The organism is Teretinema zuelzerae (genome assembly GCF_021021555.1).
Classification (GTDB): domain Bacteria; phylum Spirochaetota; class Spirochaetia; order Treponematales; family Treponemataceae; genus Teretinema; species Teretinema zuelzerae.
Genome location: NZ_JAINWA010000001.1, coordinates 693,703 through 711,707, shown reverse-complemented (window position 1 = coordinate 711,707; position 18,005 = coordinate 693,703). Strand labels below are relative to the sequence as shown.

The window sequence follows — 18,005 nt, the reverse complement described above, 5'->3', positions numbered from 1 at the left end:
GCGTATGCGCTTCGACTCTCGGCCCGGCTTTCACCCCGGCAACATTCAGCTGCCGGGCGTGTTGCATCTCCGTCCGCGCTGCGCGGTTTTTCCCGGAAGGATCAGCCGGCTATCTTGGTTCCGGTGAACGGTTTGCCGTCCAGAATGGCGCGAAGGTTTTCGATATCGCGTCCGGCTGCGCAGACGACCGAAAGGCCCGCTTTCTGAGCGTGAAGGCTCGCGACGGGATCGAAGGGGACGTTTTTTCCGGGAACCCACTCGTCGCCGACTATCTGACGGAATTCCTTCCAGCTGATTTCATCGATGGGCTTAGCCTCGGGATTTACCCGGGGATCGTCAGTGTACACCTTGGCGATATTCGAAAGGTTGATCACCGTCGGAGCGTTGAATCGTTCCGCGAGCAGCACCGCGTCGTTATCCGTCGAGAATCCCGGTTTCCAGCCCGCGGCGACGAGGATTTTTCCGGTGAAAACTTCTACCGCGGTAGGATCGTAAACGACATCGGTGAGGCAGAGGTCGGCGAACACGGCTTTTAAAAGCTGCGCGTTCAGCCGCGTCGCCATGATGCCGATCCAGTCGGCCTGTTCGTCCGACGCCGCAGGAGAAATCGCGCGGTATGCCTGTTGGTAGGACCGGGCCGGTCCGCCGCCGCCGACCACCAGAATAAGTTTGCGGGAGGCGTCTTCCGCGAGCCACTCCCGTACCAGAGCCGCGAAGCGGTTGAGGAAATCCGGATCCGGATTATCCGGTGCGACTATCGAACCGCCGACTGAAAGAACTGTAACCATACGTATGAACTCCTATAAATGAACAATCGCAGCTAATCGATGGATTGTACTGTTGATTCTAATTCTTTAGTAGACGCCGGTGATTTTCGGCGCGCTCCAAAAAGTCGTATATCCCTTGATCTGGCCGGTCGATTCCTCCCAGACTGCCTGGAATGAATAGGTCCGGGGCCTGTAGACGACCCTGCTGTTCGGTATCATCGGCTTCTGATCGTTCCATCCGCGGGAAAACGCGATATGGGACGAATCCATATTTCCGAAGTACCAGTCCCTGTTGTTGGCGCTGCGAAGTTCGAAGGGAAAGTTCATGCCGAGCGCCGGATCTACGGGAATCCAGCCGGTCCCCTCTATCCAGAACTCCGCCCACCAGTGCAGATGCGTCTGCCTCTGCTGGTCTACCAGAATGCCGGCGATCGGAGTCGCCGGTATTCCGCTCGCCCGGGCGAAGGCGGTAAAAAGCAGGGCCATGTCGTACGCGTCGCCCGAGCCTTGCGCGAGAGCCGTCGTGAGCGGCCTGTCGGGATCGGCGATTTGCTTCGGTTCGATTGTATCGATAATCCAGTCGTAAATGAGACGGGCTTTGCGCCACGGATTTTTTTCTTTTTTCACGATCGCTTCAGCCTGCGCCGTTATCGCGGGATTGTCGGAAGGCACCAGCGCGTCGGAACCGGTGAACCGGGCGTACAAGGGGGTGCCCGTGTCCTTATACGGCTTAACCTGTTGGGGATTCACCGTAGTCGTCAGGTCCCTGGTCGTGACGACCAGAGAATGCGAAATTCGTTCGTTTCTGCCGGTTTTAAGGCCTTCAAGCTGATGGAGAATGGTTCCCTGATAATTGTCTATGTAGGGGTTCGGTTCGCTTGCGGTGATTTTCACGTCCCTTTGGGTGAGAGTGCTTTCCGGCAGAGGAATGCGGATGTATAGGGAGTTTTCTGGAACCGCCTCAACGCCGGTAATGTCGACCTGGACTGATAATATATATGTTTTCGCGTTGGAGTATTTTTTTGTTCCGCTCTGATTTACCAACCGCAGGGGTTTGGGATTGCTTAAGCCCTTTTCAGTTTCCACGAAGACGTTTCCGGATACCGCGCCGTCGGGGATTCGGACGCGAAGCTCCTTATCGCTCCAGAACTCGTAGTCGAAGTCGTGATCGGAGCAGGCAACGCTGAATTTGTCAGAGCGCGCGGCGTTCGCTATCGGAATCTCGGGTTCTGCCTGCCATGCGAAAAGCACCTGCGCCTTCCCCTGCGAAATGCCGAAGTTCTTGCCCTTGATGACGAGGGTCCCTCCGATTTCGTTCACGTCGCGGTCGAACGCCTCGATCGACGGGATTCCTGTTTCCTTGTCGCCCTGCGCGACGACCGGAATGTTTTGGCGGTTCGCAAAGATATGAGGGTTGCTTTTTCCTTCTTTAGTCCTGATGTAGACGAGGCCGTCCTGGACGGTATGGGGAATTTCCATGATGATAACTTCATCGTTCCAATTTCTGATGGAGCTCCCGGTAATTCTGTTGTCAGCTATTTCGATCCAGCTGGTTTTCCGTTCGTCGCCGAAATTCTTTCCGCGTATGATCATGACGTCGCCGGGATCTCCGATCGTCGGCGTAATAGCATCGATATGAGGAGGCTTTTTTTCAAGGGTTGACAGCGCGAAAAGGAGGGCGGCGGCCAGAGCGAATACTATCGGCACCAAGGCATAGCGGGCCAGGTCCGATCGCTGAATGAGACGTAAAAAGAGAGAACGCATCATTTATAGTAGCCTGTGTTCCTTAAAAAAGAATCGTCCGTCAGTTCCGGTTCGGCGGAGAGCGTGCCGAATTTCGTCAGATTCGGAAGCTTGATGATGATTATTTCCGCGTCGGAAAAAAGGGTCTTATCGGTGGCGAACTGTCGCGCGTAATTCACGAGGGTGAAAAGAGACTGTCCCGAGCCTGATGCAATTCTAGATTCGATTGTTTTTTGGGGAAGGTCCGGGCTGTACACCGGAAGCGCCGGATCGATGATGTTCAAGGAGGTCTTCTGCAGATATTGATCGTTCAGTTCGGCGTTCAAGGCTAATGCCAGTTCATGCTGCTTCTCAAGAACATCAGTCGTTTTTTGAATGATGAAGGATGGAATGAATACGGCCGCCGCCAGCATCGCCGCTAACGTATGAACGGGAATTCTGATGCTTCCTGATTTCCGCACGTCGAAGCGTCCGGTTCTGCCGGATTCAGTGCTTCGCTTCGACTGTATTCTGCGCTGGAGCTGTTCCAATCCGGAATCGAGCCGTTCCGGGGAAAGTTCGGCGCCGTCGGCTGCGATAATCGAAGAAAACGCTTTATATCGGCTTACACGCTTCGAACATTCCGCGCAGGAGGACAGGTGCGCTTCCAGTTTTTCCTTCCATGGAGACGGAACCTCTCCGTCGGCGTAAGCTGAAAATAAACTGGGGTCAGGGCATGTAGACATCGTCTTCTCCTATCAATCGGGACAGCTGCTCCCGCGCGCGGAAAACGCGAACCTTCACGTTTCCTTCCGTAATGCCGAGTACGCGGCCGATTTCTTTGTAATTCAGCTCCGCGTATTCCTTTAAATGCAAGACAGCGCGCAGGTTCGGCGGAAGCTTGTCCATCGCGGTTTTCACCCGTGCGACTGCATCCTGCTTCAGCAATGCCGTCTCGCCGGAATCCACTGTGCGTTTGTCTTCCTTGAGAGCTCTTTCGTATGCTCTCCTTTCGCGGCCCTTCCTCTTGGCGTAGTTCAAAGATGCGTTTATCACAACCCGTATGAGCCAGTATTTCGCGTCGTTGAGCGAGGGGAACTGCATGTTCTTCTCGGTCATTTTAATCAACGCGTCGTGGCAAAGATCTTCCGCGGCTTCTTCGTTTCCCGCTATTCTGAGGGAAATTCTGAAGAGTATCGGCATGGTCGCCGTGTATATCGCGCGGAAATCTTCATCGCGGTTGGCGTCGAGCCACTCTGCGTTATTTAACAAATGAAGCCCCCGAAATGTTACAATTCTTTAACGTTTTCAAAAGCTCTCCCGTAGGTATTCCGGAGTGCGATGCGCCGTCCGGACTCTCGTTTCGGGTCATTTCAAATCCCCTTACATTCTCTTCCAGGTGGTGCCGGTCGGACTGTCTTCCAGAACGATCCCCTCTGCCTTAAGAAGGTTGCGGATTTCATCGGCGCGGGCGAAATTCTTTGACTGCTTCGCCGCCTTTCTCTCTTCGATGAGAGCATCTATGCGCGGGTCTCCTTCTTGAGGGGCCGCTTCGGCTATGCTTTGCAGGGCGCTCTCGAGCAGCTTGAGGCCGAGAACTCCGTCCATGGCCTGCAAGACGGCGAGTGCTTCGCCGGGCTTGATTTCCGCGTCGCGGACAAGCCCCTGCAGCTCCGACAATGCCCGCGGCGTGTTCAAATCTTGTTCGATATGTCCCCGGAATGCTTCGAGCCTTTCGAGCGCGGGCGATCCTGCGGGCAGTTCCCGGCTATCCGGGATCGATTCCGGCTTTCCGGCGGTTTCAAGAATGCGCGCGATTCTCTGCACTAGGTTTTTTCTCGCGCTTTTCGCGCTTTCCATCGATTCGGGCGAGAAGGTTATCTGGCTGCGGTAATGGGCTCCCAGAAGGAAGAATCGATAGTCCAGCGGATCGAATCCCTGATCGATGATGGTTTGAAGGGTCAGGAATGTTCCGCTCGATTTGGACATTTTACCCTTATCCATCACCAGAAATTCATTGTGAAGCCAGAAATTTACCCATGTTTTACCGGTGGCTCCTTCAGACTGCGCTATTTCGTTGGTGTGATGAATCTGTATATGGTCGATTCCCCCGGTATGGATGTCGATCTGTTCTCCCAGATATTCCATGCTCATTGCAGAGCACTCGATATGCCAGCCGGGATATCCCTTGCCCCAGGGCGAGTCCCACACAAGAGCCTGGTTTTCGAACTTGCTTTTAGTGAACCACAACACGAAGTCGTGCGGATTGCGCTTGTTCTCGTCGACATCGATGCGCGCTCCAGCCTTCAGGTCCTCTATATTGATGCGCGCGAGCTTTCCGTATTCCGGAAAGGTGGAAATATCGTAATAGAGATTTCCTCCGGCCATGTAGGTATGTCCGTTCTTTTCGAGTTTTTTGATAAGCTCGATCATCTGTTCGACATGGTCGGTAGCCTTGCACACCACGGTGGGCCGCTCGATGTTCAGCCTGTCGGTATCGTTAAAAAAAGCGTCGGTATAGAACTGCGCGATCTCGAGAACCGACTGTCCCCGTTCCTTCGCGGTTTTCACCATCTTGTCCTCGCCGTCGTCTGCGTCTCCGGAAAGATGGCCGATATCAGTGATATTCATGACATGGGTTACGTCGTATCCGAGGAAACGAAGCGATCGTTTAAGCACGTCCTGGAATACGTAGGCCCTCATGTTTCCTATGTGCGCGTAGTTATATACAGTGGGTCCGCATCCATAGAAGCCGGCCTTTCCTTCCACAAGAGGTTTAAATTCCTGCAATTCTCTTCCCATGGTATTGTAAAGTTCCAGCGGCATTGCGTCCTCCGAGTATCGATTTTAGTGTCCGTCTTTAGTATACTGGGACACCATGATCACTGTACGGAAATTATGGGAAAATAGCAATATAACGGAAGAATGCCCCTCTTTGTCGGGGAAAATCCGGTTCGACGAGCCCTTGCGGGCCCATACGACATTTAAAGTCGGCGGCCCGGCGGATATATTCGCGGAGCCTGATTCGATCGAATCTCTCGTATTCCTCCTTGACCGCTGCGCTGTTCTGGATATTCCTGTTTCTCTTTTAGGCGGAGGGTCGAATGTTCTCGTCTCCGACCGGGGCATCAGAGGCCTGGTCGTCTCCCTTGCCCGGTTCGCCGATATCTCCGGCCCCAGCGTCCAGAGCGGCGATTCCCTTCTCGTACAGGCCGAATGCGGAGCCTCCATGCGGGATCTTACCGACTGGTGCCAGATCCGCGGCATTGCCGGCCTTGAACGATTCGCAGGCCTTCCCGGAAGCGTCGGAGGTGCCGTTTTCATGAACGCCCGGTGTTATGATATTTCGATGGCGGATGTGTTTTTCAGCGCCCGCGTGCTGTATTTTCAAAAAGGAGGGTGTACACTTGAGACATGGCCTCTGCGCCGGGAAGAATGGGACTACAAGACATCGCCGTTTCAGCAACGGACTGGTCCGGATCCGCTGGTGCTGTCTCCCGGCGCTTCCGTTCTGCTGTCCGCCGAATTTTCGCTTCGGACCGGCGACCCTCTGGCTCTTCGGAGCGAAATGGACCGATGGATACTGGATCGAACGGAGAAGGGCCATTACCGCTTTCCTTCGGCGGGGAGCATGTTTAAAAACAACCGCGCCTTCGGGATGCCTTCCGGAAAAATCATCGATGAGGCCGGATTGCGCGGCTTCCGCATAGGGGACGCCCAGGTGGCCCCCTGGCACGGAAATATCGTGATAAACGCCGGAAACGCTACGGCCGCGGATTTACGTGCTCTTGTCCGTACGGTTCGCGGCAAGGTATACGATAAAACAGGCTTCCTGCTCGAGCCGGAAGTCATACAAGCCGGAGATTGGGACGAATAAAAGAATGTACATGCAAGATAAGGAGCGATGATATGCAGAAAAAAACAGCGGCTGTTTCGATGTTGATCACACTGGTTATGGCCTTTGCCGGCGCTCAAACCCTGGGCAAGGTAGATTATATAGAAGGAAGCGTAGAACTAACCCGCGACGGTGTTCCGGTGCGAGTCATTGATATCGGCACTCCGATCGAAAACATGGATGTGGTGAAAACCGGCGGAGACGGATCTGTGTCTATTTCCTTTTCTCCCGAATCAGGCCTTACCGGAACCTTGCAGATCGTGCCGGGAACATCGGCCCTCATCCGCTCAGATCAGATTTCCGGAACAACCACGAACGAAGTGAAACTGATGGCTGGATCGGTAAATCTGAAAGTCAAGCGCATCGCCGGCGCAAAATCCGCCGCCCAGGTTCGCACTTCCAGCGCGGTGCTCGGCGTCCGGGGAACCGAATTCGTCGTCGCTTCGTTCAATGCGACTTCTCTCGTTGCCTGCAAAGAGGGCGAAGTATTCTGTTATGCCGCCTCCGAAGTAACCGGAACCGTTTCTCCCAAATCGGGAGCGTCCTCCGTGCCCGGAACCCTGGTGGAAGTCCAGGAGTCGGGTAAGGTCGCCACCGGAAAGTTTCCCGCGGGAGATTTTGAAACCTCATGGAACTCAATGCGCGATAAATGGAAGGCCTTTCAGGTCGAGCTGATGGTTTCGAACGCCATGCCTTTGCTTGATAATCTCGCACAGTCCTGGAATACTCATTACGGGAAGGTAGAGAAGGGCTCCGCCGTTCTGAGATCGAACCAGACGCTGAAAGCCTGGCTCAAGAATCCTTCCCGTCCGTCGGGAAGCTTCGGCGACTGGATGGCTGAACGCAGAGCCGTCATGAAGGATCTCGTCGGCATTCGGGGAGATATGATCATGACGCTGATCGTCTGGTATCGGCTGGAGGAAATCGTTCCGAATCTGCCGGCTTCCGTCATGGATCAAAAGCTGTCTACCGGACAAACGGTGCGCGAGTTCGTATCGCGGTATAAGAAGAGTTCCAAAGCCGTCTCGGACGCGGCCTCTCTCTTCCATGCCGCAGAAAAGCAGTATATGCTGAGAAACGACGGAGTTTCTCCCTTTTCCGAGTTTTGATTGACATGCACGTGTTCCGATTTTATACTCTTTTGAACGGGTGGTAGTGATTGTTACAGCTAGCGTTTGTTAATTTCAGGAAAGGCTCATATATTCTCGTTGAAGACAAGGCTGAATCCGATCGCTTCTATATTATTCAGGGCGGAAAGATTCAAATCACCAAGGAAACCGAGGTCGTTGCCGAAGAAGGCGGAAACATTCTCGGTCCCGGAGATTTTATCGGCGTCGTTTCGAGCATGTCCGGCCATAGCCAGATTGAAACCGCCGTCGCCGTAACAGACGTCACCCTTATTTCCGTTCGCCGCGATCAGTTTTCCGAACTCATCGAGAAGAACACCCCTGTCGCGATGAAGATCATCTATTCGTTTACGCGAAAGATGCGGTATCTGGACGAAGCCCTTACCCGGATCACCTTAAAAAAGAACGTCGAAAGCGATATCACCCATCTGTTCACGATCGGCGAGTACTATGCGAAGCTTACCAAATACAATCTTGCGTTGTACGCCTATTATCATTACTTGAAAAACGCTCCTAACGGCCCCTACGCCGCGGTCGCCCGCGAACGGTTCATGGCTCTCAAATCCATGGGCGTTCATGCCGACCCTTCTCTTCTGGAACCCAAATCAGGTGAAATGTCCCGCGTCTATCCGGTCGAATCGATGATTTTCTGCGAATGCCAACCCGGCATGGAACTCTACATCATTCAAAAGGGCCAGGTGAAGATAACCAAGATCGTGGACAACAACGAGGTTCTGCTTGCGGTATTGAAAGTAGGCGACATGTTCGGCGAAATGGCTCTGCTGGAGAACAAACCCCGCTCGGCCAGCGCCATCGCGCTCGAGGGAACTCAGCTCCTTGCCGTTAACCGGCAAAACTTCAACCAGATGGTTTCCACTCAGCCTCAGCTCATCGCGAGGCTCACCACGACGCTCGCTGACCGGATCTGGCTCATGTACAAACAGCTGGCGAACACGCTCATCACCGATCCGGTCGGACGAATGTACGACATGCTGGTGATTCAGCTTGAAAAGCTCAAGGTTCCCTTTCAGGCGGGCAAGGCCTACACCTTCGATTTCGGACCGATGGAGCTGGCGAACATGTGCGCCCTCCCAAAAGACAGCCTCAACCGCGTAGTGACCGAGTTTCTCAGGGAACCCATCGTTCGTCTGGTGGACGATCGCATTGCGGTCTCCGACATGGTCGAACTGAGCAAGCAGTCCGCGTATCGCAAGAAAATGCTGAACATCGAACGTTCCCGCGCGGAAGGCCGGGGAACCGGAACAAACAGCACCGTTCTGTGGTAGCTTCCGCCGCCTGCATCGAACCGGCGGTTCTCTTTAGTTCCTTCCTGCTTCAGCCGACAATGTTTGTATGAAATTCGGGAAATTTTCTTTATGTGCCGCCCTCATGGTGTCTCTCATCTCTCCTATAGCCGCTCAAACCGCCTCGCCGTCCGAAACATCGCCGTCCGGCGAAGACCGGATAGAGCTTTCTTCCTCATATAGAAATATTACCCTCGGATCTTCGATGGAAGAAGTAAAAAAAGCACTCCTGGCGGATACCGTATTCGGATACCGCGGTGATCGCGACGTTTCCCTCTTGCACGGAGAAAACCGAACCCTCATAGAAACGACGGGCATGTCGTTCATCAAGCGTTCATGGTTTCAATTCGACAACGACCGGCTCTACGTGATGACTTTTTCACTGGATACCGACCGGATCGATTACTATTCCGTGTACTCAACCCTGGTCGACAAATACGGGGAACCTTCAGAATTGAATCCCCGCCTCTCCCGCTGGAATTCCGGCGGCGTTGTGTTAAGCCTTGAACGTCCATTACTGGTTAAGTACATCGACGAGGCTATTTTTTCGGAGATACTTGAAAAGTCCGGAGTGGAGAAGGCTGCGAGTGACGTGATTCGGGAGGGCTTTCTCGATGAGTTTTAAGGGCAAGCCGCTTGTTGCTGTCTTTTTTTTGATACTCTGCAGTTTCGCCCATATATCCTGCGAACAGGGCTCCGCTCTCGTCCGGATGAATCTCGTCGTCGAAACCGCTTCAGGCGGACGCGTGCCGCTGCAGGCGGAAATCGCGCGGACGCCTGCCGAACAGGAAAAAGGGTATATGAACCGCGAGAGGATTCCCGACGGCACCGGCATGCTCTTCGTGTACACGGCCGATCGGAAAATGAGTTTCTGGATGAAGAACACTCCTCATCCCCTTTCCATCGCCTTTATCGATTCCGACGGAATCATTCGGGAAATCCGCGATATGGCTCCCTTCAGCAGGGAAACCATAACCAGCACCCGTTCCGTTCGCTACGCGCTTGAGGTTCCTGCAGGCTGGTTCGTCCGCGCAGGGATCTCTGTCGGAGACCGCCTTGCGGGAGCCGAACCGGGAACCTCGTTGAAGGCGTTGTTTTAGGCTGTTATCGGTCTCGAGCGAGCATTTCGCGCGCGAGCTGATCGCGGGGATCGATTTCCAGCACGGTGCGGAAGAACCCGTCTGCTTCCTCGTGGTTTCCCTTCCTGAGCGCGACCATGCCCAGATTTGCGATGATTTTCGTGTTTTCGCTTTCCTGTTCCAGCGCGGAAATCAGGCATGCCCTGCTTTTATCCAGTTCTCCGAGCTCCATGAGGCAAATCGCAAGCTCGTTGCAAATGTCGACAAACCCTGTTTCCATGCCGGCTTCATCGTTCTTCGCCAGTTCTATCGCTTGTTCGAAGGCCGCGCGGGCGTCCTGCCAGCGTTCGAGGCGTCTGAGCGCCCAGCCGAGCAGGAACCACCCGTTCCACACCTTCGGATGATGCTCCAGAAATTCTCTGACCGCTTCGAGGCCCTTTTCTTCCTGGCCGATCGTGATGAAGTCGTAGGCGGATTTAAAAAGGTCGTCGTCGAGGTCGCGCGATGAAATTTCTTCAATAATCGCCTTTGCCCGTTCTTTTCGTTCCGCAGTACGGTCCGATTTGTCTGTCTCGGTCTGCAGGAATGCTTCGAGCGCTTGCCGCGCCTTGCGGAAATTTTTCTGTTTGAGGAAAAAGTAGCCGGCGTTGAAGAAGGCTTCGGGCATCGGCGGTTCGGCCGCCATCGCCTGCCGGTAGTGGGCGAACGCCTCGGCGTCGAACGCGTCGGCCTCCTCCTCGAGTCCTGAACGCCTCATGCTGTCGGCCCGTTCGTCCATCAACAGGGCGAGATTAAGCACCGTCGTCACATCGTCGGGATCGAGTCCTCTGAGGGATCTGAAAATCTCCTCCGCCATTTCGAAGTCCCCGTTTCTGATCTTGAGTATCGCGGCTTCGGTGAGCTCCTCGCGGATGTTCGGCGCGGCTGCTTGCATGAGAGACCGGTAGTAATCGAGGTGGGCGTTTTCCTGATCCCACGCGAAGACCGTCAGAATGCCCGCGAGAATCATTTCCTTTGAAAGGTTCGCCGGATCGAATTTCTCCCCGGGCGCCGAGAGCTGGACGGGGAGGGGGATGGAGGAATCAAAGCCGGCGATGAAGCCGGAAAGATCATGGGAATCCGGGATGTTGATGAACACCAGGGAATCAAGGGGATGCGACATGTGTACCTCTTGCAGAATTAGGATGAAGGTTCTTGCGTATCAGCTTCAGGAAGCGGCTCAGCCTGAGGGGCGGATGATTCTGCCTGCTGTTTTTTACCCGATTGACCGGAAGACGGCTGTTCCGCTTGTTCGGAGTCGTCTTTTCCCTGAGTCTTGCGCTGTTGCGTCAGGTAATTATTGATATGCATTTTATAGGACATGGGAATTTCGGTTTCATTGTATTGGATCGCCAGGGCGACCAGGTCCTTGCGGTTTTCAACATCTTCTGTCCGGACTATTATTCCTTTCAGGCCGATGGCGGTTCGCGGGTCGTCGATATCCACCCGCAGCACGATTTCCTTGTTCGTCAAAAAGGCCGCGATGCCGACCATTATGACTTTTGCGCCGGAAAATGAAAGATCCCTGAGTATGCACCGGCGGGGGATGCCCTGAATGAAGATGACTGTTTCTTTTTGAAGGATGCCGAGCTTGCGCATCGAATCGGGGGTTATGAGTATGCGCTCTTCCCTGCGCTTCGTCGAGTTGATGTTCGCTTCGAGAAGGCGGCCGAGCGTTTCGATGAGGTCGTCCGGGGGTCGCTGGGTATACGCGATGCTGATCAGCACGAGTTCCGAAGAGCCGCCGTACTGATTGACTCCGAGCACTTTCGCCGCGACGAAAAAGCTCATCGGCTCGTTTTTCTCCACGTTCATGAAGGAAAAGCGGAGGCTGACGGAGGTGGTTCCCTGCTGAATCTTTTCGTATATGCCGCTTTTAATGCCGGCGATGATCTTCGCGCCGGAGAGGGACGATGAATTTATCACGCACGGCCATTGCCCGCCCAGCGCTTTCACGTAGACCTGTTGGGGAATCAAACCGGTTGCTTTGATGACCTCTTTTGAGAAGGTTACATCGATGCTGTGATAGAGTTCGTAATAGCGGGTCAGTTGCTGACTGGTGGCGTATCCCATACGATAACTATAATAGATGCCTTCATATAAAAGGTCAACCGAGACTGAATTTTGGAGGTTTTTACGACCGGGAATCGCGCATTCACGCTGGGGAAATCGATGGAAGAAAAAAAAAGACCCGGCAGACGATCCGGACAAAACCGGATGCAAGCCGAGCCTCTTTGCGGAAGGCGTTTCTCTCGGGCGTCCGGATCATGCCGGCCGCGCGGGAGAAGAAGGATTTAGAAACCCTTGTGGTCAGTGGTTTTCCGGTTCTTTTTCAAGAGTTTCCGGCGGAGAGCCTTGTTCTTCCTGTTGAGGATGGTGGAGGGCTTCTCGTAGTATTCCCGCTTTTTCCATTCGCGGATGATGCCTTCTTTTTCAACCATGCGCTTGAAGCGCTTGATCGCCTTCTCGAGGTTTTCGGAATCGTCGACAACGATATGTGCCATAAATAAATCACCTCCCCTCGGTCCGACCGTCAGTATTGCATTGACTATAGCGGAAACAGGGGCGGCCGGTCAAGCAGGGCTCCCCGAGCGGCGGAGATCTTTGAGTATCATCTGGGGCGTTTCTGTTCCGTTGAAGGTGTTTCTGCCGACCTGAAACACCGCGTCGATCTTGTCTCCTACCGAAAAATCGCGGTTGAGCCGCTCCGCAGCCTGCCAAAAAATGGCCGGCCACTTGAATTTCCCGCAATCGAAGGTGAGCTTGAGGTGGAGTTTTTCGGTTTTTCCCATCATATCGGCGGTCATGAGCGTGAGATTGCGCGCGAGGAAGACGAGGGGTTCGTTTCCTTCGCCGTAGGGCTCGAAGCGGTCGGCGAGGACCAGAAGCTCGGGATTGATGAATTCGTGCGGAAGCTCGGCGTCTATATCGATTTCTTCTTCTTCCTGCGTATCAGGAAATTCCAGCTCCGGAGCGAGTCGGGCAAGGCGCTGCTCGAATTCGGGGAACCGTTCGCGCGGAAGGCTGAAGCCGGCCGCGAAGGCGTGTCCCCCGTGGTCGAGAAAGAGGTCGGCGCAGGGAGAAAGCAGATTTTCCAGATTCAGGCCGCGGGCAGAGCGCATGGAGCCGACTGCGGTGCCGTCCTCCATAAAGCAGACGACAACGGCGGGAACCCTGAAACAGCTTGAGAGCCGGTTCGCCATGATGCCGGTAACTCCGCGATGGATCTCCGGGCTCGCGGCGAGGATGAGCCGGCTCGACATTTTTTCAAGGCTTTCCTTCGCAAGGGGTTCGACTACGGTCCAGCTGTCGTTTCCCATCTGCTTCCGGTCGGTGTTGAGCTTGATGACTTCCGCGGAAAGTCGGTTTCGCTCTGCCTGATCCTGGCAGAGAAGCAGCTGGACGGCGAGCTCGGGCTTGCCCATGCGCCCGGTGGCGTTGATCGCCGGAGAAATCTGCCAGGAAAGGTCGGTCGTACCAATTTTCTTCCCGGTAAGGCCCTGCCGGGCAAGCAGTTCTGCGATGCCCGGACGGGGAGACAGATTGATGGCGGCGAGGCCTTTGCGGACAAGAATCCTGTTTTCATTTTTCAGCGGCATAAGGTCGGCGAGCGTACCCAGCGCGACGAGCTGCAGCTCCTCGTTTTCCCTTTTTCCGAAAAGAGCGTTTCTTTTTTGAACGAAGGTAACGAAGATGTTGAGGAATCCGTCAAGTTCGCTTACCGGCTTGTCCTGATATTTTCCTATTTTGGATAGATCCTTCAGTTTCAGAAGGCTCATGTTCCTGACCGCCGGTATCTCCCTCGTTATTTCGGGCGCTATGTCCATAAAATTGAACTCGACGTTTTTGCCGAATATCTTTTCCAGCTGTCTCTTTTGCAAGGGGGCGTCCCATACCATGATCTGCTGACCTTCGAGAAAGGGGAGGAGTCTCGTGTTGCCGATTTTCACCATCCCGGGGATGACGCTTTCGCTGATGCGGTCTACCTCGGCCATATTGACGATTTTCACCGCTTCTATAACCCATGCTTCGTTTGCCGGGCGCACATTTAACAGGCATATTTGCTGTTTGTAGATTTCCAGAAGCGAAAATCTGAGCGCCGAGATGAACTTCCACGCGACTGCGCAACCGGCCAGATCCTTGAAGGGATACCCTGCCTCTTCCATTTTTGGATTGATTACGGCGACCGCCGCAGGCAGTTCGTCGCGGGGGTTGTGATGGTCGAGAACGATGACGTCGATGCCCTTGTCTGCCGCGTAATCTATCTCGTCTATGCAGGAGATACCGTTGTCCACCGTGATGATGAGCGTTCCGTCGTTCGCGGCGTGGGCGTCCACGGCTTCCTTGGTCAGCCCGTACGGGTCGTCCCCCGAGGGAACCCTCCAGCTCACGTCGATTTTCAGGTCTTCCAGGGCCTGCACGAGAAGGGTTGTGCTGGTGATTCCGTCGACGTCGCGGTCTCCGAACACGAGGATTTTCTCGCCTTCGTCGCGTGCGTCGATCACCCGGTCCACCGCGTCTTCCATATCCGCGAATAAAAAGGGGTTATGGGCGTATCTGAGATCCTCTTCCAGATAGAAGAGCAGGTCTTTTCCCTCGTACATGCCGCGGCGCGCCAAAATCGAAGCGGTGAGCGCGTCGCATCCGTATCTTCCGCTCACTTCGCGGATCAGTTCGCGGCCTACGTCTTTTTTGTTCCAAATCATATGTTAGTTTCTTCCTATGTAAAAAATCGGTTGCGGCTAGAGAATTCCTTCAGCCGCGTTCAGGGTTTTCAGCTCCCCTCCGAAATGGCGGGAAACGAGGAAGCGCAGAAACCGGCGTATTTCCGTTTCTTCGCGCGGGTCGCATTTCCACGCCCGCGATCGGGACGGGGGCAGCCGCTCTACCGCGAGCAGCCAGCTTCGAGCTTCGATCGAGAGCGGAACGGAGCGTTCTTCCGGCCTTGCGCAGTCCGCGCAGAGAACGGCTTCTTCGTGGGGAGAATAGTATGATACCGTACTTTCTCCGTTTTCGCCAGACATGCCCCGTCCGCAGCGGGAACAGCATGAAAGATCGGGAGCGATTCCCGCCGAATGGAGAATCCTCCAGAGAAAACGGTTCAGCGCCCTGCGGCATTCGTCGTCGGAGGATACCGCGATGCCGTCGAGAAACGCGTTCACGAGAGTCCAGTCCGCAACGCCGTGGGAGCGGGTCACTATTTCCGTACAGACGGAGGCTGCGAAGGTTCTCGCGAGGCTTTCCCTGATCCCTTGCCGCCACTCGCTGACATCGAAATCGGTGATTTTATGGTGGTTTTTCACCGGGTCCGAATATATCCAGACTGTGCCGGTGTGCCAGGGATTTACGAGGCCTTTGAGCTTGCTTTTGGCGCCGCCGAAAACCGCTGCCTGAACGATTCCCCTGTCTTCGGTCAGGAGCTTCGCGTCCCTGTGGCCTTCTCCGAAAGTGCTGAGACTTAAAACCAGAGCCCGGGAACTCCACGTGCGGTCCGACATGTGTGGTATAATGAGACATTGGCCGGATCATGTCAATAAATATCATTCTGCGGTTTCCGCCAGAGAAGGCGGACGAGCTTCGCCGGAAAACGCACAGGAGTCAGCATGTCGATCGAATCTACCATTCCGTTATTGTTCAGAGAACGGGTACGCTGTTATCCCGACGTCGTCGCTCAGACCTGGAAGGATTCTTCCGGTTCGTTCGTCCGCAGAAGCTATCGGGAGCTCTACGGCGATGTTCTCGATATGGCCGAAGCCCTGCGCGGCCTCGGAGTTAAGAGGGGAGACCTCGTCGGCCTAATCTCGGACAACAGGCGCGAATGGCTGATAGCCGACCTTGCGGTTCTTGCGCTCGGAGCCGCCGACGTCCCGCGCGGCTGCGATTCAATGGAAAAGGAAATCGCCTATATTCTATCGACGACCGAGTGCCGCATCGCGTTCGCCGAAAACCGTTCGCAGCTTCATAAAATTCTTGCTCTCCGCTCTGAAATGCCGCTCCTTTCCAGGGTTATTCTTTTCGCGGAGCCTGCGATCGCAGACGCCGAGGCTGCACGGGAAGCCGGAATCGAGCTCTTGTCTTTCCACGCGGTTCTCGCCCAGGGTTCGGTTGCTCGCAACGGCGCTGTCGACGAGCTTGAATCGATCATGAAAGCGGTGAAAAGCGAAGACGTCGCGACGGTGATCTTCACTTCCGGAACCACCGGCGAGCCCAAGGGCGTCATGCTCACTCACGGAAACTATACCTGGCAGCTGGAACGGATTCCGCAGGTGCTCCATGTCGAGCCCGGCGATATGTGGATCACCGTTTTGCCGGTGTGGCACAGTTTCGAACGGCTCATGCAGTACATCATTCTGGAGCGCGGAAGCGGGATGGCGTATTCAAAGCCGGTCGCCTCGATAATGCTGCCGGATATCGCCGCGATAAAGCCTCAGATCATTCCCGGCGTTCCCCGGCTCTGGGAAGCTCTCGCTGCGGGCATTCTCCGCACGGTGCGCAAGGAAGGCGGCGCGAAGAAGGCTCTTTTCCTGTTTTTCGTGGCTGTGGGAAGGCGCTGGTGCTCCGCCCGCGACCTGGTGTTCGGCAGGGTCGTCCGCTTCACCCCCCGGATTCGCCTGTTCGATACCCTTCTCGGCCTTCTTCCCTGGCTTTTGTTAAGCCCGTTGCGCGCGCTCGGTGATGTGCTGGTGTTCCGGAAGGTTCGCGCCCGCCTGGGCGGCCGAGTCCGCATCTGCATTTCAGGCGGAGGGGCGCTTCAAAACGAGGTTGATTCCTTTTATCAGGCTATCGGGCTGAATATGCTGGAAGGGTACGGAATTACCGAAACCGCGCCCCTGCTTTCCTTCCGCGACCAATGGAAGCCGCGCCCCGGCTGCGTCGGGAAGATTTTCGCCGAAACCGAGTGCCGCATCGTAGACGCTGAAGAGCTTGAGCGGGTCGTAGAAGAGGCGAACGGGGGCGCATGGCGGGCGCCGTACGAGCTCGGCCCGGGGAAAAACGGCGTCATCCTGGTGCGCGGCGGCCAGGTAATGAAAGGCTACTACAAGCGTCCCGATCTTACTTCTCGCGTGATAGACGCAGGCGGCTGGTTTAATACCGGCGACTTGGGAATGCTGTCGTACGACGGAGAAATCAAGATCACCGGCCGGGCGAAGGACACGATCGTTCTCCGCGGCGGAGAGAACGTGGAGCCTGCCCCGATCGAACGGGCGATTAAGGGCTTTCCATTAGTGGAATCGGTCGTCGTTCTCGGCCAGGATTGCAAGTATCTGGCAGCCCTCATCGTTCCGGCCAAAGACGCTCTTCTGGCCTGGGCGCAGGAAAACGACATCCCGTGCGAAGATTACGAGAGCCTGCTGGAAAATCCCGCGGTTGTGCAGCTGTTCCGCTCGGAAATAGACGCGCGGGTCAACAGGCAAACAGGATTCCGTCCTTTCGAGTATATTTTCCGCTTTTCGTTTCTCGGCGATTCCTTCCAGGTAGGAAAAGAATTGTCGGGAAAGCAGGAAATGATGCGCCACCGCATCCTCGAGCTCTATAGGGAAGAAATTTTGCTTCTTTTCGCGGAATGATTCCGTCCCGGGCTGTCTGCTTTGGTTGACTCCGGGTATTTGCGGAGGGTATAGTTTGATTCATGGTTGCCTTGATCGTCTGTGCCCTCTGCTCGTTTTCCGCCCTCGCCGCCGCGCTGATTCTGCAATTCCGACTGCCCGGTTGGGAATTGCTCGCGGGCGTACTGCGCCTGGATCTCGACCATCGGGCCCGGATCGATGTCCGTGCCTTAAGCCGGCTGTTGAGTTTGGTATTCTGGTTCGTGTCGTTCGCCTTCGCGGCTTCCGCTGTCGTGCTCTATACGAAGGCCGCCTTTTGGGACGAAATACTCCCCTTCCAGTTTCTTTCTCTCCTTCTTGCGTTCAACGGATTCTGGTTCGTCTACCGTAGATGCGACCACAACGAGTATTCCGAATCTTTGCGCAAGCTTGGCCGCGGATTATGGGCAGCGATAAATCTCTTGTTTTTGTTTCCCCTCGTTCTTGTTCTTTTTTAAGCCGCCGCGGACAAAAAAAAAGCTCTTC

17 protein-coding genes are annotated in these 18,005 nt (G+C 55.0%); 7 read left to right on the top strand and 10 right to left on the bottom strand.

All coding sequences use genetic code 11. The annotated features are described in order from the left end of the window. Nucleotides 1-101: 101 nt before the first annotated feature. The 5 genes from pyrH to K7J14_RS03215 all read right to left on the bottom strand — a co-directional run bounded on the left by pyrH (nucleotide 102) and on the right by K7J14_RS03215 (nucleotide 5,315). Nucleotides 102-788: a UMP kinase gene (pyrH, locus tag K7J14_RS03235; protein WP_230753050.1), complete on the bottom strand. Its 687-nt coding sequence runs from the start codon at nucleotides 786-788 to the stop codon at nucleotides 102-104. 66 nt (nucleotides 789-854) lie between these two features. After that, nucleotides 855-2,534 (bottom strand): transglutaminase domain-containing protein, encoded by a 1,680-nt coding sequence (locus K7J14_RS03230; protein ID WP_230753048.1) that lies wholly within the window; start codon nucleotides 2,532-2,534, stop codon nucleotides 855-857. Beyond that, nucleotides 2,531-3,235 (bottom strand): anti-sigma factor family protein, encoded by a 705-nt coding sequence (locus tag K7J14_RS03225; protein WP_230753045.1) that lies wholly within the window; start codon nucleotides 3,233-3,235, stop codon nucleotides 2,531-2,533. Before K7J14_RS03225 ends, K7J14_RS03230 begins: the two co-directional genes overlap by 4 nt. Then, nucleotides 3,219-3,761, bottom strand: a complete 543-nt coding sequence (locus tag K7J14_RS03220) for an RNA polymerase sigma factor (RefSeq protein ID WP_230753044.1) — start codon at nucleotides 3,759-3,761, stop codon at nucleotides 3,219-3,221. The genes K7J14_RS03225 and K7J14_RS03220 overlap by 17 nt, the downstream gene beginning before the upstream one ends. A 111-nt stretch (nucleotides 3,762-3,872) precedes the next feature. Then, complete coding sequence (locus tag K7J14_RS03215) at nucleotides 3,873-5,315, bottom strand: cysteine--tRNA ligase (protein WP_230753042.1); 1,443 nt, start codon at nucleotides 5,313-5,315, stop codon at nucleotides 3,873-3,875. 52 nt (nucleotides 5,316-5,367) lie between these two features. Between K7J14_RS03215 and murB the strand changes: the two genes are divergently transcribed. The 5 genes from murB to K7J14_RS03190 all read left to right on the top strand — a co-directional run bounded on the left by murB (nucleotide 5,368) and on the right by K7J14_RS03190 (nucleotide 9,915). Then, the gene (murB, locus tag K7J14_RS03210; RefSeq protein ID WP_230753038.1) at nucleotides 5,368-6,366 is read left to right on the top strand and encodes a UDP-N-acetylmuramate dehydrogenase; all 999 of its coding nucleotides are present in this window, start codon (nucleotides 5,368-5,370) and stop codon (nucleotides 6,364-6,366) included. A gap of 32 nt (nucleotides 6,367-6,398) precedes the next feature. Next, nucleotides 6,399-7,493, top strand: coding sequence for a FecR family protein (locus tag K7J14_RS03205; protein ID WP_230753035.1), 1,095 nt, complete (start codon nucleotides 6,399-6,401; stop codon nucleotides 7,491-7,493). A 50-nt stretch (nucleotides 7,494-7,543) separates the two neighbouring features. Continuing rightward, nucleotides 7,544-8,797, top strand: a complete 1,254-nt coding sequence (locus tag K7J14_RS03200) for a Crp/Fnr family transcriptional regulator (protein ID WP_230753033.1) — start codon at nucleotides 7,544-7,546, stop codon at nucleotides 8,795-8,797. Nucleotides 8,798-8,864: 67 nt separating this feature from the next. After that, nucleotides 8,865-9,440: a hypothetical protein gene (locus tag K7J14_RS03195; protein WP_230753031.1), complete on the top strand. Its 576-nt coding sequence runs from the start codon at nucleotides 8,865-8,867 to the stop codon at nucleotides 9,438-9,440. Continuing rightward, nucleotides 9,430-9,915, top strand: a complete 486-nt coding sequence (locus K7J14_RS03190; protein ID WP_230753029.1) for a DUF192 domain-containing protein — start codon at nucleotides 9,430-9,432, stop codon at nucleotides 9,913-9,915. Before K7J14_RS03195 ends, K7J14_RS03190 begins: the two co-directional genes overlap by 11 nt. 4 nt (nucleotides 9,916-9,919) lie before the next feature. On the opposite strand, the gene K7J14_RS03185 is transcribed toward K7J14_RS03190, so the two are convergent. The 5 genes from K7J14_RS03185 to recO all read right to left on the bottom strand — a co-directional run bounded on the left by K7J14_RS03185 (nucleotide 9,920) and on the right by recO (nucleotide 15,431). Next, nucleotides 9,920-11,056 (bottom strand): tetratricopeptide repeat protein, encoded by a 1,137-nt coding sequence (locus K7J14_RS03185; RefSeq protein ID WP_230753027.1) that lies wholly within the window; start codon nucleotides 11,054-11,056, stop codon nucleotides 9,920-9,922. Nucleotides 11,057-11,073: 17 nt separating this feature from the next. Continuing rightward, nucleotides 11,074-12,006 (bottom strand): PilZ domain-containing protein, encoded by a 933-nt coding sequence (locus K7J14_RS03180; RefSeq protein ID WP_230753024.1) that lies wholly within the window; start codon nucleotides 12,004-12,006, stop codon nucleotides 11,074-11,076. A 221-nt stretch (nucleotides 12,007-12,227) separates the two neighbouring features. Continuing rightward, entirely contained in the window at nucleotides 12,228-12,437 is a 210-nt protein-coding gene (gene rpsU, locus K7J14_RS03175) for a 30S ribosomal protein S21 (RefSeq protein WP_230753022.1), read from the bottom strand. A gap of 69 nt (nucleotides 12,438-12,506) precedes the next feature. Then, nucleotides 12,507-14,639, bottom strand: a complete 2,133-nt coding sequence (gene recJ / locus K7J14_RS03170) for a single-stranded-DNA-specific exonuclease RecJ (protein ID WP_230753019.1) — start codon at nucleotides 14,637-14,639, stop codon at nucleotides 12,507-12,509. 36 nt (nucleotides 14,640-14,675) lie between these two features. After that, a complete protein-coding gene (recO, locus tag K7J14_RS03165) occupies nucleotides 14,676-15,431 on the bottom strand; it encodes a DNA repair protein RecO (protein ID WP_230753018.1) in 756 nt (251 codons plus the stop codon). 105 nt (nucleotides 15,432-15,536) lie between these two features. Here recO and K7J14_RS03160 point away from each other — a divergent pair, with 105 nt between their 5' ends. Together K7J14_RS03160 and K7J14_RS03155 are read left to right on the top strand one after the other, a co-directional pair. Beyond that, on the top strand, nucleotides 15,537-17,501 hold the full coding sequence (locus K7J14_RS03160; protein WP_230753016.1) for an AMP-dependent synthetase/ligase: 1,965 nt from the start codon (nucleotides 15,537-15,539) through the stop codon (nucleotides 17,499-17,501). 62 nt (nucleotides 17,502-17,563) lie between these two features. Then, nucleotides 17,564-17,977: a hypothetical protein gene (locus K7J14_RS03155; RefSeq protein WP_230753014.1), complete on the top strand. Its 414-nt coding sequence runs from the start codon at nucleotides 17,564-17,566 to the stop codon at nucleotides 17,975-17,977. The last annotated feature ends 28 nt before the right edge of the window (nucleotides 17,978-18,005 follow it).

What these genes read in the sequence shown, in the direction of transcription:
- K7J14_RS03230 (WP_230753048.1), bottom strand. Translation starts at nt 2,534, where the DNA reads ATGATGCGTTCTCTCTTTTTACGTCTCATTCAGCGATCGGACCTGGCC.
- K7J14_RS03205 (WP_230753035.1), top strand. Translation starts at nt 6,399, where the DNA reads ATGCAGAAAAAAACAGCGGCTGTTTCGATGTTGATCACACTGGTTATG.
- K7J14_RS03155 (WP_230753014.1), top strand. Translation starts at nt 17,564, where the DNA reads ATGGTTGCCTTGATCGTCTGTGCCCTCTGCTCGTTTTCCGCCCTCGCC.
- murB (WP_230753038.1), top strand. Translation starts at nt 5,368, where the DNA reads ATGATCACTGTACGGAAATTATGGGAAAATAGCAATATAACGGAAGAA.
- K7J14_RS03180 (WP_230753024.1), bottom strand. Translation starts at nt 12,006, where the DNA reads ATGGGATACGCCACCAGTCAGCAACTGACCCGCTATTACGAACTCTAT.
- K7J14_RS03160 (WP_230753016.1), top strand. Translation starts at nt 15,537, where the DNA reads ATGTCGATCGAATCTACCATTCCGTTATTGTTCAGAGAACGGGTACGC.
- pyrH (WP_230753050.1), bottom strand. Translation starts at nt 788, where the DNA reads ATGGTTACAGTTCTTTCAGTCGGCGGTTCGATAGTCGCACCGGATAAT.
- K7J14_RS03225 (WP_230753045.1), bottom strand. Translation starts at nt 3,235, where the DNA reads ATGTCTACATGCCCTGACCCCAGTTTATTTTCAGCTTACGCCGACGGA.
- K7J14_RS03215 (WP_230753042.1), bottom strand. Translation starts at nt 5,315, where the DNA reads ATGCCGCTGGAACTTTACAATACCATGGGAAGAGAATTGCAGGAATTT.
- K7J14_RS03195 (WP_230753031.1), top strand. Translation starts at nt 8,865, where the DNA reads ATGAAATTCGGGAAATTTTCTTTATGTGCCGCCCTCATGGTGTCTCTC.
- recJ (WP_230753019.1), bottom strand. Translation starts at nt 14,639, where the DNA reads ATGATTTGGAACAAAAAAGACGTAGGCCGCGAACTGATCCGCGAAGTG.
- rpsU (WP_230753022.1), bottom strand. Translation starts at nt 12,437, where the DNA reads ATGGCACATATCGTTGTCGACGATTCCGAAAACCTCGAGAAGGCGATC.
- K7J14_RS03185 (WP_230753027.1), bottom strand. Translation starts at nt 11,056, where the DNA reads ATGTCGCATCCCCTTGATTCCCTGGTGTTCATCAACATCCCGGATTCC.
- recO (WP_230753018.1), bottom strand. Translation starts at nt 15,431, where the DNA reads ATGTCGGACCGCACGTGGAGTTCCCGGGCTCTGGTTTTAAGTCTCAGC.
- K7J14_RS03190 (WP_230753029.1), top strand. Translation starts at nt 9,430, where the DNA reads ATGAGTTTTAAGGGCAAGCCGCTTGTTGCTGTCTTTTTTTTGATACTC.